We start from the raw sequence: 19,107 nt of genomic DNA on the forward strand, positions 1-19,107 counted from the left end.
AGCCACAAAGACGCCTATGCATTCGAACACAGCCCATCGGCTCGACGCGCGCGCAATTACGGGCGGATTAGGGCGCCGTACCGTGCGCGACGCGCCCTCTTTGTGGTTTCGTGGCGTCGCGCGAGTCGATCGAACCACCCGCTCGCCACCCAGCGCCATCGGAGATAAGGAGAGACATCATTGCGCCCCCATTTTTGTGCACCCGCGCACAAGCATTGACTTACGGAGGCGTCATTCCTAAACGGACCGCGCCTTAGGGGTCCCCCGATTTTTCGGGCCTTTTTTCGCAGGCAGAATCGGGGATTTCCCGCTCTGTTTCAGGAGGATGGCGGAAATGACGGGGAACGGCAGCGATCCGGAACCAGCTTCGGAGGATTCGCGCCTGGTCTCGCTCGAAGAGCGATTGGACCGGGCCGAAGCCGCAGAAGCGAAACGGACCGCAGTGAACGCCGGACCGGAAGCCGATGCGAATTACAAGCTCGGCAACCGCGTCCTGGCCGAACTGCTGGGCGGGATCGGTGGCGGCGCGCTGGTCGGTTGGACGATCGACCATTTCGCCGGCACGGCGCCCTGGGGCCTGTTGGTGGTGCTGTTCCTCGGAATAGCCGTCGCCTTCAGGAACATATTTCGGATTGCGAACGTCCGGCCTGCAAAGCCGGATTGAGCGCAGGACTTGTTTGGGATTTAGGCGAGGTATCGCGTGGCGGATCAAGGCAAAGTGGACCCGATGCACCAGTTCGAGGTGCAGAAGATGTTCGACATGTTCCATGTCGGCGGTCACGAGGTCGCCTTCACCACCAGCGCGATGTGGATGGTGATCGCCGGCCTGCTTTTGTGGGTCTTCATGATCGGCGGGATGAAGCGCCAGCTCGTCCCCGGCCGCTGGCAGGTCGCCGTCGAAGGCTTCACCGGCTTCATCTCCAGTATGATGAACGCCAATATCGGCCCCGAAGGCCGCAAATATACGCCCTACGTCTTCTCGCTCTTCATGTTCATCCTGATGCTCAACGTCATCGGCCTCGCGCCGCTCGGCCTGTTCGGCGTCCACCCCTTCACCGTGACGAGCCATTTCGCGATCACCGGCGTGCTCGCGATCCTCAGCTTCGCGATCGTGCTGATCGTCGGCTTCTGGCGCCACGGCCTCCATTTCTTCTCGCTCTTCGTCCCGCACGGCACCCCGATCTGGCTGATGTGGCTGATCCCGGTGATCGAGCTGGTGTCGTTCCTCGTCCGCCCGTTCAGCCTCGCGCTGCGACTGTTCGTCGCGATGACCGCGGGTCACGTGCTGATGAAGGTGTTCGCCTCGTTCATCATCGACGGTCTGGCCGCCAGCCCGGTGATCGGCCTCGGCGTCGGCATCCCCAGCATGGCGCTGATGGTCGGCATCAGCGGCCTCGAACTGCTGGTCGCCGGCATCCAGGCCTATGTTTTCGCATTGCTAACGTCGCTCTATCTGAACGACGCGATCAACCTCCACTGATTTTCAACCACCTAATCGACGTTTTTCCCAAGGAGTTAAATAATGGACGTTCAAGCAGCTTCGCTCATCGGCGCAGGTCTGGCCGCCATCGGCGCCGGTATGGCCGCCATCGGTGTGGGCAATGTGTTCGGCAGCTTCCTTGAAAGCGCACTGCGCAATCCGGCAGCCGCCGACGGCCAGCAGGGCCGCCTGTTCATCGGCTTCGCGGCCGCCGAACTTCTCGGTCTGCTGTCGTTCCTGATCGCGATCCTGCTGTACCTCAAGGCAGCCTGATTTCGTCGGCGGGGCAGGCGCTTCGGCGCCCGCCCCGCGACTGCTTTCCTCTTTGTTCGTTGAGATAGTCCATGCCTCAGATCAGCCAATTCGCTGAAAACTGGTATGCCGCATCGCAGATTTTCTGGGTGCTGCTGACCTTCGGCTTCGTCTTCTTCGTCATCGGCCGCGGCATGCTGCCGAAGATCGAGGCGACGGTGGACGCGCGCGACCGCAAGGTGGCCGACGATCTCGCCGCGGCCAAGGCGGCGCATGCCGCCGCCGACGCGCTCGAGGAAAGCTATCGCCAGCAGGGCGATGCGAGCCGCGCCGCCGCGCAAAAGGCGGTGGGCGACGCCAAGGACAAGGCCGCAAAGGACGCCGAAAAGCGTCTTGCCAAGGTCGATGCCGAACTCAGCGACAAGCTGGCGGCGGCCGAAGCCGGTATTTCGGCGGCGCGCAGCTCGGCGATGGCCGAAATCGAATCGGTTGCGGCCGAAGCGGCGAGCGACCTGGTCGCCAAGCTGTCGGGCGTGAAGGTCGGCGCGGCGGATGTCAGGTCGGCGGTGAAGGCGGTGCTCCATGGCTGATTTGCTGATGATTTTTTCGGAAGCCGCGGGCGAAGTGCATGTCGAACCGGTATCGTTCGGTTTCATCGACGCGACCGTCTGGGTGTCGATCGCAATGGCGATCTTCATCGCCATCCTGCTGTGGAAAAAGGTGCCGGCGCTGGTCGCGGGCATGCTCGACAACAAGATCGCCGAGATCACCAAGCAGCTCAAGGAAGCCGAAGCGCTGCGGCTCGACGCCGAATCGCTGAAGGCCGAATATGAGGCGAAGCTCGCCGATGCGGCCAAGGAAGCCGGCGAGATGCGCGCGCGCGCCGAGGCCGAGGCCGAAACGCTGGTGGCGAAGGCGAAAGCCGACGCGACCGCGCTGATCGGACGCCGCAAGCAGATGGCCGAAGACCGCATCGCCGCGGCCGAAGCAACCGCGCTCAGCGAAGTCCGCTCGGCCGCTGCGAAGGCTGCGACCGAAGCCGCGGCGCGGCTGATCGCCGACAAGCACGACGCGGCCGCCGACAAGGCGCTCGTCGATCAGGCGATAGCGGGCGTCGCCAAGGGCTAAGCGTCAGCTGACCCCGGCGAGCCCGGCCACCCAGGCCTTGGTCGCCGGGCAACTGTCCATCGCCCGCCCGTAGGCGGGTCGGCCCGTGGTCCGGGCAATATAGGCCCGCTCGGTCGCGCCATGTTCGAAACCGATGGTCCGCTCGGCGAACTGCAGCGCATAGGTCACCGAAATATCGGCGGCCGTGAAGCGCTCTCCGGCGATATAGGGCGTGCTGGCCAACTGCCGGGAAACCAGCCCCAACCGGCTCTCGAATATCTCCCGGGCCCAGCCCACGGTCCAGTTCGCCTTGTCGTCCTCCGGGGCCAGGATATTGGTCGCCACAATGGCATTGACCGGCCCGGCGAGCCCCGCTTCGCCCATATGCAGAAACTGCAGATAGGCAGCGAAATCCGGATCGCCGGGCGCTGGCGCCAGCGGGCTCGGGCCGTAACGGGCCAGCAGATATTGGAGGATGGCGATCGACTCGACCATCACCGTGTCGCCGTCGACGATCGCCGGAATGAACCCGGCGGGATTGACCGCCTGGAACTCATGGTCGTTCTCGACCCCGTCGAGCAAATCGACCTGCCGCAGCCGGTACGCCAGCCCCATTTCCTCGAGCAGCCACGCCACCCGGAACCCGCGGCCCTCGCCGTAAACGGTGATCATCTCTTGCTGCCTCCTAATATTTGATCATGATCCGCCGCGCCAGCGCCGGCGAGATGCTGTGCACCAGCCGCAGTAGCTTGGTCTGCCCGACCGCGACCTCGGCGCTATTCGCCTTGATCCCGGCGACGATCTCGGCGGCGCAATCGGCCGCGTTCATCATCTTGCCGCCGCGCCCCGCGGTCATGTTCGTCGCCACCAGCGGCGGCAGCGCCTCCATCACCTTCACCCCGCTGTCCTTGAGCTGGTAGCGGATGGCCTGGGTATAGCTGCGCAGCGCCGCCTTGGTGGCGCAATAGATCGGCCCCCCGGCTCGCGGCGCGATCGCCAGCCCCGACGTGACGTTGACGATGATCGCATCGCCTTGGGCCTTGAGCTGCGGCAGCAACCGGGTGATCACGGCGATCGGCGCATAGAGGTTGGTGTCGATGCACTGCGCCGCGCTGGTCAGCGAAGCGACGTCGTCCAGTTCATAATCGCTGCCGACCCCGGCATTGTTGACCAGCAGCGCCAGCGGCTTGCCCGCAACGCCATCGACCACCGCGTCGATCCCGGCGGCACCCGACAAGTCGCCGACGATGGTGCCGAACCCCAGCGCCGCCATCGCCTGCAATTTCTCCGCCGAACGCCCGGTGACCGTCACGTCGGCGCCCAGTCCCTGCAACTGCAGCGCGATTTCCCGGCCGATGCCGTCGCTGCCCCCAGTAACCAATGCCGTTTTGCCGCGAATTTCCATGCGACCCCTCCCATGGTTGATTTACCCGTCACACTATGGCGGCTCGCATCGTCCTCGCCTACATGCAAAATCATGGTCCGCCCGAACGCCCCCGAACGATTCAACGAAGAGAAAGCGACGTACGTGGTCCGCGGCAGCGGCGAGGAAGGCGACAAGCCCGACCTCGAACGTGGCGCCGAGGCAATCCGCAACGTCGTGAAGAAACTGCCGACGCGCCCCGGCGTGTACCGCATGCTCGATGCCCGCGGCGACGTGCTCTACGTCGGCAAGGCGCGCGCCCTCAAGAACCGCGTGACCAACTACACCCAGGTCGCCCGCCTGCCGCAGCGGCTCCAGCGCATGGTGTCGCAAACGCGGGCGATGGAGATCGTCACCACGACGAGCGAGGCCGAGGCGCTGCTGCTCGAGGCGCAGCTGATCAAGCGCTACCGCCCGCCGTACAACGTGCTGCTCCGCGACGACAAAAGCTTCCCCTTCATCCTGCTGCGCATGGACCACGACTTTCCCCGGGTGCAGAAGCACCGCGGCGCGCGGCGTGCCAAGGGCCGTTACTATGGCCCCTTCGCCAGCGCCGGATCGGTGACGCGCACGCTCAACGCGCTGCAGAAGACCTTCCTGCTCCGCAGCTGCACCGACAGCTTCTTCACAAACCGCTCGCGGCCATGCCTGCTCTACCAGATCAAGCGCTGCAGTGCGCCATGCGTCGACCGGATTTCGACCGAGGACTATGCGCAGCTTGTCGGCGACGCACAGGATTTCCTCGAAGGCCGCTCGACCGGGGTACAGAAGCGCCTCGGCGACGCGATGACCAAGGCCGCCGAGGCGATGGACTTCGAGCAGGCGGCGGTGCTGCGCGACCGGCTCAAATCGCTGACCTTCATCCAGGGCAGCCAGTCGGTCCACGCCGACGGCCTCGGCGACGCCGACGTCTTCGCGCTCGCCGCCAAGGGCGGTCAACTGTGTATCGCGGGCTTCTTCATCCGCGGCGGCCAGAATTGGGGGCATCGCAGCTTTTTTCCGGCGCATGTGTCGGGGGTGCCCGAAGCGGAAGTGATGGCGAGCTTCCTGATGCAATTCTACGAAGGTGTGCCGCCGCCCAAGACAATCCTCGTCGACCGCGAGCCCGCCGAATGCGCGTTGCTCGCCGAGGCACTGGGCGAGGTCGCCGAGCGCAAGATCGAGATCAGCGTGCCGCAGCGCGGCAACCGCCGTCGCCTGCTCGAACAGGCGGTGCGCAACGCCGGCGAGGAACTCGACCGCCGGCTCGCCGAGAGCAGCAGCCAGGCGAAGCTCGGCCGCGAACTCGCCGATCTGTTCGACCTCGACAATCCGCCGCAGCGGATCGAAATCTACGACAACAGCCATATCCAGGGCAGCAACGCGCTCGGCGCGATGGTCGTCGCGGGACCCGAGGGCTGGATCAAGGGCGCGTACCGCAAGTTCAACATCAAGCGCAGCGAAACCCGGCCGGGCGACGACTTCGCGATGATGCGCGAGGTGTTCCAGCGCCGCTTCGCCCGCGCGATCGAGGAGGATCCCGAGCGGACCAGGGGCGAGTGGCCCGACCTGGTGCTGATCGACGGCGGCAAGGGACAGGTGTCGGCGGTCGCCTCGGTGTTCGCCGAACTGGGGATCGACGACCTGACCTTCATCGGGGTCGCCAAAGGCCCCGACCGCAATGCCGGACGCGAGACCTTCTACCACCCCGACGGGCGCGAATTCACGCTCCCGCCGAACAATGCCGTGCTCTTCTATATCCAGCGCCTCCGCGACGAGGCCCACCGCTTCGCCATTGGTGCACACCGGGCGAAGCGCGCCAAGGCGATGGGCTCGTCGCCGCTGGACGAAGTGCCGGGCATCGGCCCGTCGCGCAAAAAGGCGCTGCTGATGCATTTCGGCACCGCGCGCGCAGTACGCGGCGCCAGCCTCGAGGATCTGCAGAAGGCCCCCGGCGTCAGCGCCGCGGTGGCGCAGGCGGTCCATGATTTCTACCACGCGGGACGGTGAGGAGAGCGGGACGATGGATTTTGGCGCGATGATGCCGCTGGCGGCGACGCTGGGCGTGACGATCGACGAGGGAAGCAAGGAGCACGTTGCAGGCAAGCTGCCGGTGCGCCCCGAAATCTGCACCGCGGGCCATATCGTCCACGGCGGTGCGATCATGGCCTTCGCCGATTGCCTCGGCGCGGTGGGGGCGTTCCTGACTTTGCCCGAAGGCGCGAGCGGGACGACAACGATCGAAAGCAAAACCAATTTCCTCGGTGGCGGACCGGTCGGGTCGGTGCTCGTCGGCGAAGCGACCCCGGTGAAGATCGGCAAGCGCGTCTCCGTGTGGCAGACGCGCATCCGCACCGAGGACGGCGCCGACGTCGCGCTGGTGACGCAGACGCAGCTGGTGCTTTGGCCAGCCTGAGCGCCGAAGCGATCGTCTGCGCGGTCCGCGCGCATGGCGAGCATGGCGCGATCCTCCGCGCCCTGACGCGCGAGGCGGGGCTGGTCGCGGGCTATGTCCGCGGCGGGCGTTCGCGGCGGCTGCGGCCGATCCTGATGCCCGGAAATCTGGTCGCGCTCGAACTGCGCGCGCGGACGGAGGAGCAATTGGCCGGGGCAACGGCCGAATTGCTCGCGAGCCGTGCCCCGTTGCTGGCCGAACCATTGGCCGCGGCGGCGATCGACTGGGTGACCAGCGTGACCGCGGCGATCCTGCCCGAGAGCCAGCCCTATCCTGCGCTTTACGCGGCGCTGTCGGGCCTGCTCAATGCGGTCGCTGTGGCATCTTCGGCAAGGCAATGGGCCGCGGCGCTGGCACGCTACGAGCTGCTGTTGCTCGCCGAACTGGGGTTCGGGCTCGACCTCGACGAGTGCGTGGTCACGGGATCGCGCGATCATCTGGCCTTCGTCAGCCCCAAGTCGGGTGGCGCGGTGTGCGTCGAGGCGGCGATCGGCTATGAAGAGCGGCTGCTGCGCCTGCCGGCTTTCCTGCGCGGAGCCGGACCGGCCGAGACGATGGGCGATGTACTCGACGGGCTGGCGATCACCGGCCACTTCCTCGACCGCGACCTGATCGAGGGACGCAACCGCGACCTGCTCGAAGTCCGCGCGCGGCTGGTCGATCGGCTCGGCAGGGCAGTTGCGTAGCCGCCCTTCGCTGTCTAAGCGGCTCGCGAGACACGAAAGGGCAACGCATTGAATATCCTGCTGCTGGCTGGTGACGGTATCGGACCCGAGATCATGGCGGAGGCCGAGAAGATACTCGCCGCGCTCGCGCTTCCGGTGACGCTCGACCGCGCGCTCGTCGGCGGCACGGCCTATGAAGCGACCCGGCATCCGCTGCCCGCGGAGACGCTCGCTAAGGCCAAGGCGGCCGACGCGCTGCTGTTCGGTGCGGTCGGCGACCCGCGCTTCGACAATGTCGAGCGCCATTTGCGGCCCGAACAAGCGATCCTGGGCCTGCGCGCCGAGCTCGGGCTCTTCGCCAACCTGCGCCCGGCCAAGCTCTTCGCCGGGCTCGAGGACAGCTCGGCGCTGCGCCCCGAAGTCGCCTCGGCGATCGACCTGCTGATCGTCCGCGAACTCAACGGCGACGTCTATTTCGGCGAAAAGGGCACGCGCACCACGGCGGGCGGCGAGCGCGAGGGCTATGACATCATGTCGTACAGCGAGAGCGAGGTGCGCCGCATCGCGCATGTTGCGTTCAAGGCCGCGCAGGGCCGCCGCGGCAAGCTCTGCTCGGTCGATAAGGCCAATGTGCTCGAAACCTCGCAGCTCTGGCGCGACGTCGTGATCGAAGTCGCGAAGGACTATCCCGATGTCGAACTCAGCCATATGTATGTCGACAATGCCGCGATGCAGCTGGTGCGAAACCCGGGGCAGTTCGACGTCGTCGTGACCGGAAACCTGTTCGGTGACATCTTGTCCGATCAGGCGTCGATGTGTGTCGGCTCGATCGGCTTGCTCGCCTCGGCCTCGCTTGGCGAAGGCCGGCGCGGGCTCTATGAACCGATCCACGGCAGCGCGCCCGACATCGCGGGCCAGGGCGTCGCCAATCCGCTCGCGATGATCCTGTCCCTCGCGATGCTGCTCCGCCATTCGGGCGGCGACGAGGCGAGCGCGGCACGGATCGAGGCGGCGGTGGCGAAAGTGCTCGCCGACGGCTGCCGCGGCGCCGACCTCGGCGGAACCATGGGCACGGTCGCGCTCGGCGATGCAGTCGTTGCAGCCCTGAAGAACTAGAGTACGGATAGACGAGATGAAGAAAACCACGGGTTTCGATCGCGATACGACGCGAAGCTGGCATCCCGCGACGCAGGCGGTGCGCGGCGGCACCTGGCGCAGCGAGCATGGCGAGACGTCGGAGGCGCTGTTCCTGACCTCGGGTTATACCTATGACAATGCCGAGGAAGTCGCAGCGCGCTTTGCCGGCGAAGCGCAGGGCATGACCTATTCGCGGCTGCAGAACCCCACCGTCGCGATGCTCGAGGAACGGATCGCGCTGATGGAAGGCGCCGAGGCATGCCGCGCGCAGGCGACAGGCATGGCGGCGATGACCACGGCGCTGCTTTGTCAGCTGTCGGCGGGCGACCATATCGTCGCGGCGAAAGCCGCGTTCGGATCGTGCCGCTGGCTCGTCGACCATCTCTGCCCGCGCTTCGGGATCGAGACGACGGTGGTCGATGGCCGCGACAATGACGCGTGGGAAAAGGCGATCAGGCCGAACACCAAGGTCTTCTTCTTCGAAACCCCCGCCAATCCGACGATGGACATCGTCGACATGAAGCATGTCTGCGCGCTCGCGAAGGCGCATGGCATCACCAGCGTTGTCGACAATGCTTTTGCGACCAGCGTACTGCAACGCCCGATGGACTTCGGCGCCGACGTTGTCGCCTATTCGGCGACCAAGCTGATGGAAGGGCAAGGCCGCGTGCTCGCCGGTGCGGTGTGCGGGACCGAGAAGTTCATCAACGATATATTGCTGCCGTTCCAGCGCAACACCGGGCCGAACCTCGCGCCCTTCAACGCCTGGGTCGTGCTCAAGGGCCTCGAAACGCTCGACCTGCGCGCCAAGCGCCAGTCGGAAAATGCGCTGACCGTCGGCAAGTTCGTCGAGAAGCGCGTGGCGAAGATCCTGCACCCCGGTCTCGCCAGCCACCCGCAGCATAATCTGGCGATGAGCCAGATGGAGGCGTGCGGGCCGATCTTCTCCTTCATCCTCGAAGATCGCAAGCAGGCGATGGCGATGCTCAACGCGCTCGAACTGGTCGATATCAGCAATAATATCGGCGATTCGCGCAGCCTCTGCTGCCATCCCGCCTCGACGACGCACTATGGCGTCAGTGCCGAGGCGCGCGCCGACATGGGCGTGGTCGAGGGTATGCTGCGGATCAACATCGGGCTCGAGGATCCGCGCGACCTGATCGCCGACCTGGACCAGGCATTGACCAAGGTCGGGCTTTAGGCGACTCTGGGCGGGTGATGATCGACTCCTTCTTTCCTTATGCCGAGACGACCGGGTCGGTCACCGTGCGCGTCGCGGTCAGCTATTTGCCCGAACAGTCGCACCCGTCGCTCGGGCGCTGGTTCTGGGCCTATCATGTGCGGATCGAAAATCATGGGGAGGCGGCGGTGCAGCTGATCAACCGCCACTGGCGCATCGTCGACGGCCACGGCCAGGTCAGCGAGGTCGAGGGCGAGGGCGTGGTTGGCGAACAGCCGTTGATTCAGCCCGGCGGCGCGTTCGACTATGTCTCGGGCTGCCCGCTGCCGACCCCCGAGGGATCGATGATCGGCAGCTACGACATGCAGACGGCCGACGGATCGCACATGCTCGTCGCCATCCCGCATTTCCTCCTGAAGATGCCTGCGACCGCCTCATGAAACGCACCCATTTGCCGCTCAACGCGCTGCGCGTGTTCGACGCGGCCGCCCGTCACCTCAGCTTCACCCGCGCCGCCGACGAGCTGGCGGTGACCCCGGCCGCGGTAGGGCAGCAGATTCGCGCGCTCGAGGACATGCTCGGCGTCGTGCTCTTCCGCCGCACGCCCAAGGGGCTCGAACTGACCGGCGAAGCCAACGCGGGACTCGACGCGCTGCGGCAGGGCTTCCTGCAGTTCGAGGAATCGGTGCGCGCGATGCAGGCGGGGCAGTCGTCGCAATCGCTGACGATCGCGGCGCCGCGCGACCTGACCGCCAAATGGCTCGCGCCGCGGCTCGCGCGCTACAGCCAGCAAGCGCCCGACGTGCGCTTCACCCTGGTGTCCGCCGACGCGGGGATCGATTTCACCGAAGCCAACCTCGACCTCGCGATCTTCTGGACCGATGACGCGGGCGAGCATGAGGGCGTGGCGCTTGCCGAGGCGATGATGGTGACCGTCGCGGGTCCGGGCAGCGAGAGCGAGACGCGGATCGCCTGGCCGGGGTGCCCGGTCGACGAAGGCGAGCCCGCGCTGCGGCTGAGCGACGCGGGTCTGGCGATCGACGCCGCCGCCAACGGGCTGGGGCAGGCAAACGTCCCCGCGATGCTCGCCGAGGCCGATATCGCATCGGGCCGCGTGCGGGTGGTGCGCGAGGCTTTCGAGGTGCGGCGCGGCTACTGGCTCGTCGCGCCGACGCCGCAATGGCGGCAGGCGAAGGTCAGGGCGCTGGTCGCGGCGCTGACGGCCTGACCCCTATTTGCTCGCCAGCGCGAGCAACCGCGTGACGAGGCCGACCATCGTCTCGGTCGAGACCGCGGCCTCCGCATTGTTCCAGCTCGCGGTCACGACGAACCATTTGCCATCGGGCTTGCGCTGACCGAACAGGCTCATCGACAGCACGCCAAGTTCGGAACCGCCCTTGTAGCCGAGATACGACCAGCCGGCGGCGGTGCCCGGCCCGACGCCGTTGTTGATCGCCATCGCCGCCATCGCGTCCTGCGATCCGCGTTCGCGCAGGTCGATGAAGGCGCGGGCGATGTCGTTGGGGCTAGCGAACCATTCGAGGCTGTCGATGAAGCGCGGACCGCCGCTGAAGCTGACGCCGTCGATATTGGATAGGATGAGGCGGTCCTTGTTCGCTTCGATCAGCGTCCGCTGCGCCTTGTCGTCTCCGGCGACGAAGGCGTCGCGCTCGGCGGCGAAATTATTACCCTTCAGCGCGAAGGCCTCGACCGTGGTGAGGAAGGGGATGTTGCGCGACGGCGCGCTATGCCCCGTGCCGCGCATCCGCGTTTCGATCCTTTCGCGGCCGAGCAGGTGGATCAGCGTGTCGGTTGCGCCGTTGTCGCTGACCGAGATCATCCAGTTGGCGAGCGTCTGCAGCGTGACCGGCGTATCCTTCGGCCAGTTCGCGGTTCCCGCCGACGAGAAACTGGCGTGGCTCAACGGAACGACGTCGGACCATTTGCGCTGGCCCGCGGCGACCTGCGCCGCGAGTTCGTCGAGGATATAGAGTTTGAAGGTCGATCCGATCGCAAACTGCCGGTCGGCGTTGGCAGCCGCGATCGGCTTGACCGCCTTGTCGTCGATCTCGGCGACGAGGAAGCCGCTGCTGCCGGGCAGCGCGGCGATTTCGGCGGCGACCTTGTCGAAACCGTCGTTCGCCATCTCGAAATGGGTGAGACGGAGCCCGGTGACGCGCGCGTCGGCGTCGGGGCCGACGTCGAGCGCGACGGTGCCCACGCCCTTTTCGAAGCGCAGCAGAACCGTGCCCGACCGCCCGTCGGTCGAGGTCGCCCGGTCGACCGCGACCGGCTGGCCATATTGCGCGATCAGGTTGGCGTTGATCGCCTTGAACTGCGCCTCGGGCAGTGCGGCCTGGAATGACGGGTCGAAATAATCGGCGAAGACGATGCGTCCCGCGAGCAGGTCGACGAGCTGTGCGGCGCGGCGGTCGAAGACCGTGCCGGCCGCATTGGCCGCCTCCGGCGCCTGCTGGGCAAGCGCGGTGGTGCAGGGCAAAGCGATCGTCGACGCGGCCAAGAGCGAGGCGAGCAAAGGCTTCATAACAGGTCTCCTTGGGGGGAATGGGCACGGTCGATCCGGTCGATCTGCGCGCGGAGCATCGCGGCGGCCCGGCGATTGAGCCACCAGATGCCGCCGAACACCGACAATTGAAAGGCGATCAGCAGCGCGAAGCTGACCGGACTGCGCAATTCGGTCGCCTTGGCCAGCCCCGCGAGGAAGACCAGCAGGCCGGGCGCGAAGGGCGCGAGATACCAGCGGCCGATACGCGCGAGCATATGCTCTTCGCGGACCAGCCGCGCGCGATAATAGCCGCGGACATCCTGCGCCTCGGCATCGGGATCGGCGCGCGAGGTGCGGCGCGAAAGCTGCCAGACGACGACAAGCGCGCCGGCGATGACGAGCAGGCTGCCGAGCTTGAGCAAAGGTTCGGGCAGGAAGATGGCATAGAGCGCGAAAATCGCCACCACGACCGCTGCCGCGCCATATTCGCGCCGGTTGCGCCGGCGGATGGCGTCGCCGAAGCCCACGGCGCGCCGTTTGACCTCGTCGAGCGGCAGGGGGGCGAGAGCCGCCTCGCCACCCTGCCACAGCGCGCGGAGGCGCGTTTCGTCGGGGAAGTCGGTCATGTCATCACTCCAGCCGCGGCGAAGCGGCGCGTCAGCATGGTCTTGAAGCGGGAGATCTTGGCGGCGGCGACATCGGCCGACACCCCCGTCACCTCGGCGATTTCGGCCCCCGCGACGCCTTCGAGATAGAGCAGCAATATCTGCCGGTCGGGCGGGTCGAGCCGGTCGACGATCGCCAGGATCAGCGCCATCGCCTGTCCGCTTTCGGCCGCATCGAGCGGGGAAGGGGCATCGTCGGCGATGTCGAGGTCCTCGATGCTCGACCAGCTCCGGCGGGCATGGCGCAGCCGCGCGAGCATGTGCGATGTCGCCCGGTTGTGCGCAACGCGCCACACCCAGGTGCTGAGCGAACAGCGGCCGTCGAACCCGGCGAAGCTCTGCCACAGCGCGACCTGCAATTCCTGTTCGAGGTCGCGGCGCAGGTCGGCGTCAGCTTCATAGGCACGGGCGAGGCGCGCGAGCGCGCCGCCGAAGCGCGCCATCGCTTCCGCGAAATGCCGGTCCTGCTCGCTTTCGGTCACCCGGGTCTCCAGAGTTTCGTGCCGCATGATCCTTTAGTCGGACGCGGAACGGATTTCTGACGGGCGGCGCGAAATTTTTCCGTCAGGCGTCGATCGCCGCCTCGTCGAGGCTCGCGGCATTGGCCTGGATGAACTGGAAGCGATGTTCGGGATGTTTGCCCATCAGCCGGTCGACGAGGTCCTTGACCAGATGCCGCTCCTCATATTCCTGAGGCAGCGTGACGCGCAGCATCGAGCGCGTCGCGGGATCCATCGTCGTTTCCTTGAGCTGGTTCGGGTTCATCTCCCCCAGCCCCTTGAAGCGGCCGACCTCGACCTTCTTGCCCTTGAACAAGGTTGCCTCGATCTCGGCGCGGTGCGCGTCGTCGCGGGCATAGGCCGAGGTGCTGCCCGCGGTCAGGCGATAGAGCGGCGGCTGCGCGAGATAGACATGGCCGCGGCGCACGATGTCGGGCATTTCCTGGAAGAAAAAGGTCATCAGCAAGGTCGCGATATGCGCGCCGTCGACGTCCGCATCGGTCATGATCACGATCTTTTCGTAGCGCAGCCGATCGGCGTCGCAATCCTTGCGCATGCCGCAGCCCAGCGCGAGCGCGAGATCGGCGATTTCCTGATTGGCGCGGATCTTGTCGTTGGTCGCGCTCGCGACGTTCAGGATCTTGCCGCGGATCGGCAGGATCGCCTGCGTCTTGCGGTCGCGCGCCTGCTTGGCGCTGCCGCCCGCGCTGTCGCCTTCGACGATGAACAATTCCGTGCCTTCGGGGCCGTCGTTCGCACAATCGGTGAGCTTGCCGGGCAGGCGCAGCTTGCGCCCGCTGGTCGCGGTCTTGCGCTTGACTTCGCGCTCGGCCTTGCGCTTCAGCCGCTCGTCCATGCGGTCGAGGACGAGACCGAGCAGCGCGCGGCCGCGGTCCATATTGTCCGACAGATAATGGTCGAAATGGTCGCGCACGGCATTCTCGACGAAACGCGCGGCCTCGGGGCTCGACAGCCGATCCTTGGTCTGGCTCTGGAACTGCGGGTCGCGGATGAAGACGGAGAGCATCATCTCACCGCCGTTGAACACATCCTCTGCGGTGATCTGCGCGGCCTTTTTCTGCCCGATCAGCTCGCCGAAGCCGCGCAGGCCCTTGGTGAGCGCCGACCGTAGTCCCGCTTCATGGGTACCGCCGGCGGGGGTCGGGATGGTGTTGCAATACCAGCTGTACGAGCCGTCGGACCATAAAGGCCAAGCGATCGCCCATTCGGCGCGGCCCTGGTCGTTCGGGAAATCCTGCCGCCCGATAAAGGGCTCGGCGGTCGCGCATTCGCGCGTGCCGATCTGCTCCTTCAAATGATCGGCGAGGCCGCCGGGGAACTGGAATACCGCCTCGCTCGGGGTGTCGTCGCCGATCAGTTCGGCGGCGCATTTCCAGCGGATCTCGACCCCGGCGAAGAGATAGGCCTTCGAGCGCGCCATGCGGTAGAGGCGCTGCGGCTTGAAGCGGCCATGGTCGCCAAAGATTTCGGGGTCGGGGACGAAGGAGACGCTGGTGCCCCGGCGGTTCGGCGTCGGGCCGAGCTCTTCGAGCTTGCCGAGCGGTGTGCCGCGCGAAAAACGCTGGCGATAGAGCGTCTTGTTGCGCGCGACCTCGACAACCGTGTCGTTCGACAGCGCGTTGACGACGCTGACCCCGACGCCGTGGAGACCGCCCGAGGTCGCATAGGCCTTGCCCTCGAACTTGCCGCCCGAGTGGAGCATGGTCATGATGACCTCGAGCGCCGACTTGCCGGGGAATTTGGGGTGCGGGTCGACGGGCATGCCGCGGCCGTTGTCGACGACGGTCAGCCGGTTGCCGACGTCGAGGCTGATCTCGATCCGCGTCGCATGCCCCGCGACGGCCTCGTCCATGCTGTTGTCGATGATCTCGGCGGCGAGGTGGTGCAGCGCGCGCTCGTCGGTGCCGCCGATATACATGCCGGGGCGCCGGCGCACCGGTTCGAGCCCCTCCAGAACCTCGATCTGCGAGGCGTTGTAGCTTTCGGTGGCGGGCGTGCTGCCGTCGAACAAATCGTGACTCATATCCCCGCTATAGGAGCCGAGGAGTCGCGGTGGCAAGGGCGTCGATGGCGCTTTGGTCCCATACTTGTCACCGGACGCGTGGTAGGATCGCGGTGACGGCGATGGAGGGGGCTATGGCGCAATATCTCGACGACGATATCGTGGTGCTGCGGCGCGACGATGGCGAGATCTGGGAACATTATTGGGGCGATGCGGTCGAGCGGCTGCCGGCTGGCGATGTCGCGGGCAAGATGCGGGTGCGCATGCGTGGGCAGAACGGCGCCGACTGGGAAGGCTTCATCGACGCGCGGACGGCGCTGCGCACGACCCCGATCATGCGGCTGTCGATGATCGACGTGCAGCAGGGCGACGGGCTGATCATCGAGACGCCGGGCGGCCAGACGATCTTCATCGACGGCGGCGACAATAAATTGTTCGCGCGCCACGCGGCGGCGCGCTTTCCGAACAGCAGTGCGGCGGCGCCCAGAATCGTCGACGCGATCATTGTCACCCACGGCGACGCCGACCATTTCGACGGGCTGACCGACATCCGGAAATCCGAAAGCGACACGCGCCCGGGCAAGGCGCTGTTCATCGCGCCCAAGCGCGTGTTCCACAACGGGCTGGTCAAGCGGCCGACCTCGAAACCCGGCGGCGCGCGGCGCCCCGACAGCGAGATGTTCGGGGCCAACAAGAAGGTGGGCGCGATCCGCTATGCCACCGAACTCGTCGAGGATCCGCGCGCAGTAGCGGCGATCGACCGCAACGAGCCCTTCGACACCTGGTGCGCGACGCTCGACCATTGGGATGCGCGGACGAGGGCGGTGACGGGCGCGCCGATCGCGGTACGAAGGATCGACCATCTGCGCGGCGACGCCTTCGACTTCCTCGCCGACGAGGGGGTGTTCGTCGAAATGCACGGACCGATCTCGGAAGTCGTCGGCGGCAAGCCCGCGCTGCGCTTCTTTCGCGACCCGCCGGACGACGCCGGGCTGATGACCGGGACGGTGCCGCCGACCGGCGGCTCGGTATCCGCGTCGCACACGATCAACGGCCATTCGATCAGCTTCCGGATGCGTTACGGCAATGTCCGCTTCCTGCTGACCGGCGACCTCAACCATGAATCGATGGCAATGCTGCGCGAGGCAATGCCGCAGGCCTCACTGACCGCCGAGATACTGAAGGTGCCGCATCACGGCGCCGCCGATTTCGAAATGGCCTATCTGCGCGAGGCGAGCCCGGTGGTGTCGCTGATCTCGTCGGGCGACGAGAGCGAGGCCAAGGAATATATCCACCCGCGCGCGACGCTGATGGCGGCGCTGGGGCAGGCGTCGCGCGGGACGCCTGCGGTGATATTCAACACCGAGCTCGCCGCCTTCTTCGCCTATCGCGGAACGGTGATTCAGCCCGCGGGCGGCGGCAAGCCCGAACGCCGCTTCGAAGGGTTCGAGCGGACCAATTTCGGCATCGTACATATCCGAACCGACGGCACGCGCGTGCTCGCTTTCACCCACAGCGGCAAGAAGGGGATGAATGAGGCCTATCGCTTTACCGTTTCGGCGACGGGCGCGGTCGAATTCGCGCGCGCGGTGATCAAAAGGTCGGCGCCCAAGGCCTAGGCTGGCCGGCTCGGTTCAACCCGTTTTCCGAACAAGGCGGAACTTCGGGGCAAGGCACAGGGTTGCTCCACGGACTGCAAAGTCCTTCAAAAAGTGGAGTAAAAATATGAAAACCTTGGCTCTCCTCGCCGCTTCCGCGGCCGCGATGGCGCTCGCCTCGCCCGCGCTCGCCCAGAGCGACCGCGACAAGTCGCAGGATTTCGACGGCCCCTATGTCGGCGTGACCGGCGGTTACACCGTCCAGCCCAATGACGGGCGCGAGACCCTCGTCTTCGACACCAACCAGGACGGCACCTATGGCGAGACCGTCAACACCGCGGGCGGCACCGACGCCTTTTCGCCGGGCTTCTGCGGCGGATCGCCGACCGGGACCGCGAACGTCGATTGCCGCAACGACAAGGACGGCTTCGAATATTTCGGCAAGCTCGGTTACGACAAGCGCATGGGCAATATCGTGATCGGCGCGGTGATCGAGGGCGGGCGCAGCGAAGCGCGCGACGCGGTCTCGGGCTTCTCGACGACACCCGCCGCCTATCGTTTCTCGCGCTCGGCCGATTATCAGGCCAATGCGCGGCTGCGCGCGGGCTATACCCCCGGCGGCGGCGTGCTCTTCTATGCAACCGGTGGCGGCGCCTATGCCAAGCTCGACAATCGCTTCTCGACCACCAACAGCGTCAACAGCTTCGCCGATAACGGCCGGACCAACGGCTGGGGCTATGTCGCGGGCGGCGGTGCCGAGGCGATGCTGACCAGGAATATCTCGCTCGGGCTCGAATATCTTTACACCGACATCCAGGACGATGACTTCGTCGTCAATGTCGGCGCGGGGACCGCGGGGCCGACCAATGCCTTCCTGCAGAACGGGCCGGGCACCGACATCAAGCGCGGCGACGATCATTTCCGGACGCACAGCGTGCGCGCGAGCTTGAACTTCCGCTTCTGAGGTTGGCAAACCGCGGGAGATTAGGGGAGGCGCCGGACCGGAATGCGGTTCGGCGCCTTTCCCTTGTCAGGCGGCGGGCGCCGGGAAGATCACGAAACTGCCGTTGGCGCTGCTGACCAGCTTGCCGTGCTGGTACAGCCGCGCGTCGATATTGGCGATGCGCTTGCCGCGGTGCAGCACTTCGGCCTCGCAGGTCAGCCGGCCCTCGACGACGCGAGCGTGATAGTTGAACTTGATTTCCAGCGTCGCACACCAATGGTCGGCCGGCAGCAGGCTGGTCAGCGCCCCACCCATCGCCGTGTCGGCAAGGCTGTAGGCGACGCCGCCGTGCGCCGCGCCTTGCGGGCTGAAATGGCGCGCGGGCTCGACATCGATCGCCATCGCGCAGCGGCCGTCGCCGCGCTCGACCATCTGAAGGCCGAGTGCGCGCGCGAACTCGAAACTCTGCTCGAACGGCCTCAACGCACGCGCCTTAGCGGACCCGGGGGCCTCCGAACGGCGGGGGCGGAGGCGGACGGCGCGTGCCGCGCGGCAACTGCGCCTGATAGGCGCGGCCGCAATGCTCGACGCAATAGGGGAAGCCGGGGTTCACCGCGACGCCACAGAAATGGAAGTCGGGCTCGCCCGGATGCCCCATCGGCCAGCGGCAGATGCGGTCGTTGAGGTCGAGCAGGCTGGTCTTGCCGGCGATTTCCGGGCTCGGCTTCGCGGGCACCAAGCGGCGTGGCGGCGCGGGCGGGATCGGCGCCTGCTGGTCGCCGGGACCCTGGCGGATGAAGCCGCCGGGGCCGATCGAGACGATGCGCGGCGCGTCGGGCTTGGGCGCGGCTTCGACGAAGTCGGCATCGTCGCCATCGGTTTCGGGTGCGGGCTTGGGTTCGGGACGCACGGGGGCGACCGGACGCGCCGGAGCGGGTGCCGCGGCGCGCGGCGCGGGGGGCGGCGTTGCGGGACGCGACGCCGCGGGCGCGGCAGCCTTGACCGCGGGCTTGGCCTTTTCGGTCGCCTTCACGGGCGAGGGGCGCGACTTGAGACCCAGGCGGTGCGCCTTGCCGATCACCGCATTGCGGCTGACCCCGCCGAGTTCGTCGGCGATCTGGCTGGCGGTCAGCCCCTTTTCCCACATGCTGCGCAGGCTCTCGATGCGCTCGTCGGTCCAAGACATGCTTCAAA

22 protein-coding genes are annotated in these 19,107 nt (G+C 66.6%); 14 read left to right on the plus strand and 8 right to left on the minus strand.

All coding sequences use genetic code 11. The features are described from left to right. The first annotated feature begins 334 nt into the window (after positions 1-334). The 5 genes from AC1RNQ_RS18030 (at position 335) to AC1RNQ_RS18050 (ending at position 2,860) form a co-directional block, all read left to right on the plus strand. Positions 335-664 carry an AtpZ/AtpI family protein gene (locus tag AC1RNQ_RS18030; RefSeq protein ID WP_493173336.1) on the plus strand — a complete coding sequence of 110 codons (330 nt, stop codon included), beginning with the start codon at positions 335-337 and terminating at the stop codon, positions 662-664. A gap of 63 nt (positions 665-727) precedes the next feature. Then, on the plus strand, positions 728-1,480 hold the full coding sequence (locus tag AC1RNQ_RS18035) for a F0F1 ATP synthase subunit A (RefSeq protein WP_493173939.1): 753 nt from the start codon (positions 728-730) through the stop codon (positions 1,478-1,480). 42 nt (positions 1,481-1,522) lie between these two features. Further along, positions 1,523-1,753, plus strand: coding sequence for a F0F1 ATP synthase subunit C (locus tag AC1RNQ_RS18040; protein WP_037515205.1), 231 nt, complete (start codon positions 1,523-1,525; stop codon positions 1,751-1,753). Positions 1,754-1,824: 71 nt separating this feature from the next. After that, positions 1,825-2,322 (plus strand): F0F1 ATP synthase subunit B family protein, encoded by a 498-nt coding sequence (locus tag AC1RNQ_RS18045; protein WP_493173339.1) that lies wholly within the window; start codon positions 1,825-1,827, stop codon positions 2,320-2,322. Next, positions 2,315-2,860: a F0F1 ATP synthase subunit B family protein gene (locus tag AC1RNQ_RS18050; RefSeq protein WP_493173341.1), complete on the plus strand. Its 546-nt coding sequence runs from the start codon at positions 2,315-2,317 to the stop codon at positions 2,858-2,860. Before AC1RNQ_RS18045 ends, AC1RNQ_RS18050 begins: the two co-directional genes overlap by 8 nt. Before the next feature lie 3 nt (positions 2,861-2,863). On the opposite strand, the gene AC1RNQ_RS18055 is transcribed toward AC1RNQ_RS18050, so the two are convergent. Then, positions 2,864-3,511: a glutathione S-transferase family protein gene (locus AC1RNQ_RS18055; RefSeq protein WP_493173343.1), complete on the minus strand. Its 648-nt coding sequence runs from the start codon at positions 3,509-3,511 to the stop codon at positions 2,864-2,866. Between the two features lie 13 nt (positions 3,512-3,524). Next, positions 3,525-4,244 (minus strand): SDR family oxidoreductase, encoded by a 720-nt coding sequence (locus AC1RNQ_RS18060; RefSeq protein ID WP_493173345.1) that lies wholly within the window; start codon positions 4,242-4,244, stop codon positions 3,525-3,527. Between the two features lie 72 nt (positions 4,245-4,316). Between AC1RNQ_RS18060 and uvrC the strand changes: the two genes are divergently transcribed. The 7 genes from uvrC to AC1RNQ_RS18095 are packed head-to-tail and all read left to right on the plus strand — an operon-like array spanning position 4,317 to position 10,906. Continuing rightward, positions 4,317-6,251, plus strand: a complete 1,935-nt coding sequence (uvrC, locus tag AC1RNQ_RS18065) for an excinuclease ABC subunit UvrC (RefSeq protein ID WP_493173347.1) — start codon at positions 4,317-4,319, stop codon at positions 6,249-6,251. A gap of 13 nt (positions 6,252-6,264) precedes the next feature. Then, a complete protein-coding gene (locus tag AC1RNQ_RS18070; protein WP_493173349.1) occupies positions 6,265-6,657 on the plus strand; it encodes a PaaI family thioesterase in 393 nt (130 codons plus the stop codon). Beyond that, positions 6,645-7,382, plus strand: a complete 738-nt coding sequence (gene recO / locus AC1RNQ_RS18075; RefSeq protein WP_493173351.1) for a DNA repair protein RecO — start codon at positions 6,645-6,647, stop codon at positions 7,380-7,382. The genes AC1RNQ_RS18070 and recO overlap by 13 nt, the downstream gene beginning before the upstream one ends. A 48-nt stretch (positions 7,383-7,430) precedes the next feature. After that, entirely contained in the window at positions 7,431-8,477 is a 1,047-nt protein-coding gene (leuB, locus tag AC1RNQ_RS18080; RefSeq protein WP_493173353.1) for a 3-isopropylmalate dehydrogenase, read from the plus strand. 16 nt (positions 8,478-8,493) lie between these two features. Next, on the plus strand, positions 8,494-9,699 hold the full coding sequence (locus tag AC1RNQ_RS18085; protein ID WP_493173355.1) for a trans-sulfuration enzyme family protein: 1,206 nt from the start codon (positions 8,494-8,496) through the stop codon (positions 9,697-9,699). Positions 9,700-9,716: 17 nt separating this feature from the next. Then, positions 9,717-10,118, plus strand: coding sequence for a Co2+/Mg2+ efflux protein ApaG (gene apaG, locus AC1RNQ_RS18090; RefSeq protein WP_493173357.1), 402 nt, complete (start codon positions 9,717-9,719; stop codon positions 10,116-10,118). Next, on the plus strand, positions 10,115-10,906 hold the full coding sequence (locus AC1RNQ_RS18095) for a LysR family transcriptional regulator (protein WP_493173358.1): 792 nt from the start codon (positions 10,115-10,117) through the stop codon (positions 10,904-10,906). The genes apaG and AC1RNQ_RS18095 overlap by 4 nt, the downstream gene beginning before the upstream one ends. A gap of 3 nt (positions 10,907-10,909) precedes the next feature. On the opposite strand, the gene AC1RNQ_RS18100 is transcribed toward AC1RNQ_RS18095, so the two are convergent. The 4 genes from AC1RNQ_RS18100 to parE form a co-directional block, all read right to left on the minus strand. Beyond that, on the minus strand, positions 10,910-12,223 hold the full coding sequence (locus tag AC1RNQ_RS18100) for a serine hydrolase (RefSeq protein ID WP_493173360.1): 1,314 nt from the start codon (positions 12,221-12,223) through the stop codon (positions 10,910-10,912). Next, positions 12,220-12,810, minus strand: coding sequence for a hypothetical protein (locus tag AC1RNQ_RS18105; RefSeq protein ID WP_493173362.1), 591 nt, complete (start codon positions 12,808-12,810; stop codon positions 12,220-12,222). Before AC1RNQ_RS18105 ends, AC1RNQ_RS18100 begins: the two co-directional genes overlap by 4 nt. Then, on the minus strand, positions 12,807-13,331 hold the full coding sequence (locus tag AC1RNQ_RS18110) for an RNA polymerase sigma factor (RefSeq protein ID WP_493173364.1): 525 nt from the start codon (positions 13,329-13,331) through the stop codon (positions 12,807-12,809). Before AC1RNQ_RS18110 ends, AC1RNQ_RS18105 begins: the two co-directional genes overlap by 4 nt. 82 nt (positions 13,332-13,413) lie before the next feature. Beyond that, positions 13,414-15,393: a DNA topoisomerase IV subunit B gene (parE, locus tag AC1RNQ_RS18115; RefSeq protein ID WP_493173366.1), complete on the minus strand. Its 1,980-nt coding sequence runs from the start codon at positions 15,391-15,393 to the stop codon at positions 13,414-13,416. Positions 15,394-15,506: 113 nt separating this feature from the next. On the opposite strand from parE, the gene AC1RNQ_RS18120 reads away from it, so the two are divergent. Then, positions 15,507-16,991: a ComEC/Rec2 family competence protein gene (locus AC1RNQ_RS18120; protein ID WP_493173368.1), complete on the plus strand. Its 1,485-nt coding sequence runs from the start codon at positions 15,507-15,509 to the stop codon at positions 16,989-16,991. A 106-nt stretch (positions 16,992-17,097) separates the two neighbouring features. Beyond that, positions 17,098-17,934, plus strand: coding sequence for an outer membrane protein (locus AC1RNQ_RS18125; RefSeq protein ID WP_493173369.1), 837 nt, complete (start codon positions 17,098-17,100; stop codon positions 17,932-17,934). A gap of 66 nt (positions 17,935-18,000) precedes the next feature. On the opposite strand, the gene AC1RNQ_RS18130 is transcribed toward AC1RNQ_RS18125, so the two are convergent. Continuing rightward, positions 18,001-18,396, minus strand: coding sequence for a PaaI family thioesterase (locus AC1RNQ_RS18130; RefSeq protein WP_493173371.1), 396 nt, complete (start codon positions 18,394-18,396; stop codon positions 18,001-18,003). 10 nt (positions 18,397-18,406) lie between these two features. After that, positions 18,407-19,099: a GcrA family cell cycle regulator gene (locus AC1RNQ_RS18135; protein ID WP_493173373.1), complete on the minus strand. Its 693-nt coding sequence runs from the start codon at positions 19,097-19,099 to the stop codon at positions 18,407-18,409. Between the last annotated feature and the right edge of the window lie 8 nt (positions 19,100-19,107).

Source organism: Sphingopyxis sp. GW821-FHT12F08, assembly GCF_058806755.1.

Coding starts and splice junctions, on each gene's coding strand:
- AC1RNQ_RS18030 (WP_493173336.1), top strand. CDS start 335: ATGACGGGGAACGGCAGCGATCCGGAACCAGCTTCGGAGGATTCGCGC.
- AC1RNQ_RS18035 (WP_493173939.1), top strand. CDS start 728: ATGCACCAGTTCGAGGTGCAGAAGATGTTCGACATGTTCCATGTCGGC.
- AC1RNQ_RS18040 (WP_037515205.1), top strand. CDS start 1,523: ATGGACGTTCAAGCAGCTTCGCTCATCGGCGCAGGTCTGGCCGCCATC.
- AC1RNQ_RS18045 (WP_493173339.1), top strand. CDS start 1,825: ATGCCTCAGATCAGCCAATTCGCTGAAAACTGGTATGCCGCATCGCAG.
- AC1RNQ_RS18050 (WP_493173341.1), top strand. CDS start 2,315: ATGGCTGATTTGCTGATGATTTTTTCGGAAGCCGCGGGCGAAGTGCAT.
- AC1RNQ_RS18055 (WP_493173343.1), bottom strand. CDS start 3,511: ATGATCACCGTTTACGGCGAGGGCCGCGGGTTCCGGGTGGCGTGGCTG.
- AC1RNQ_RS18060 (WP_493173345.1), bottom strand. CDS start 4,244: ATGGAAATTCGCGGCAAAACGGCATTGGTTACTGGGGGCAGCGACGGC.
- uvrC (WP_493173347.1), top strand. CDS start 4,317: ATGGTCCGCCCGAACGCCCCCGAACGATTCAACGAAGAGAAAGCGACG.
- AC1RNQ_RS18070 (WP_493173349.1), top strand. CDS start 6,265: ATGGATTTTGGCGCGATGATGCCGCTGGCGGCGACGCTGGGCGTGACG.
- AC1RNQ_RS18085 (WP_493173355.1), top strand. CDS start 8,494: ATGAAGAAAACCACGGGTTTCGATCGCGATACGACGCGAAGCTGGCAT.
- apaG (WP_493173357.1), top strand. CDS start 9,717: ATGATCGACTCCTTCTTTCCTTATGCCGAGACGACCGGGTCGGTCACC.
- AC1RNQ_RS18095 (WP_493173358.1), top strand. CDS start 10,115: ATGAAACGCACCCATTTGCCGCTCAACGCGCTGCGCGTGTTCGACGCG.
- AC1RNQ_RS18100 (WP_493173360.1), bottom strand. CDS start 12,223: ATGAAGCCTTTGCTCGCCTCGCTCTTGGCCGCGTCGACGATCGCTTTG.
- AC1RNQ_RS18105 (WP_493173362.1), bottom strand. CDS start 12,810: ATGACCGACTTCCCCGACGAAACGCGCCTCCGCGCGCTGTGGCAGGGT.
- parE (WP_493173366.1), bottom strand. CDS start 15,393: ATGAGTCACGATTTGTTCGACGGCAGCACGCCCGCCACCGAAAGCTAC.
- AC1RNQ_RS18120 (WP_493173368.1), top strand. CDS start 15,507: ATGGCGCAATATCTCGACGACGATATCGTGGTGCTGCGGCGCGACGAT.
- AC1RNQ_RS18125 (WP_493173369.1), top strand. CDS start 17,098: ATGAAAACCTTGGCTCTCCTCGCCGCTTCCGCGGCCGCGATGGCGCTC.
- AC1RNQ_RS18135 (WP_493173373.1), bottom strand. CDS start 19,099: ATGTCTTGGACCGACGAGCGCATCGAGAGCCTGCGCAGCATGTGGGAA.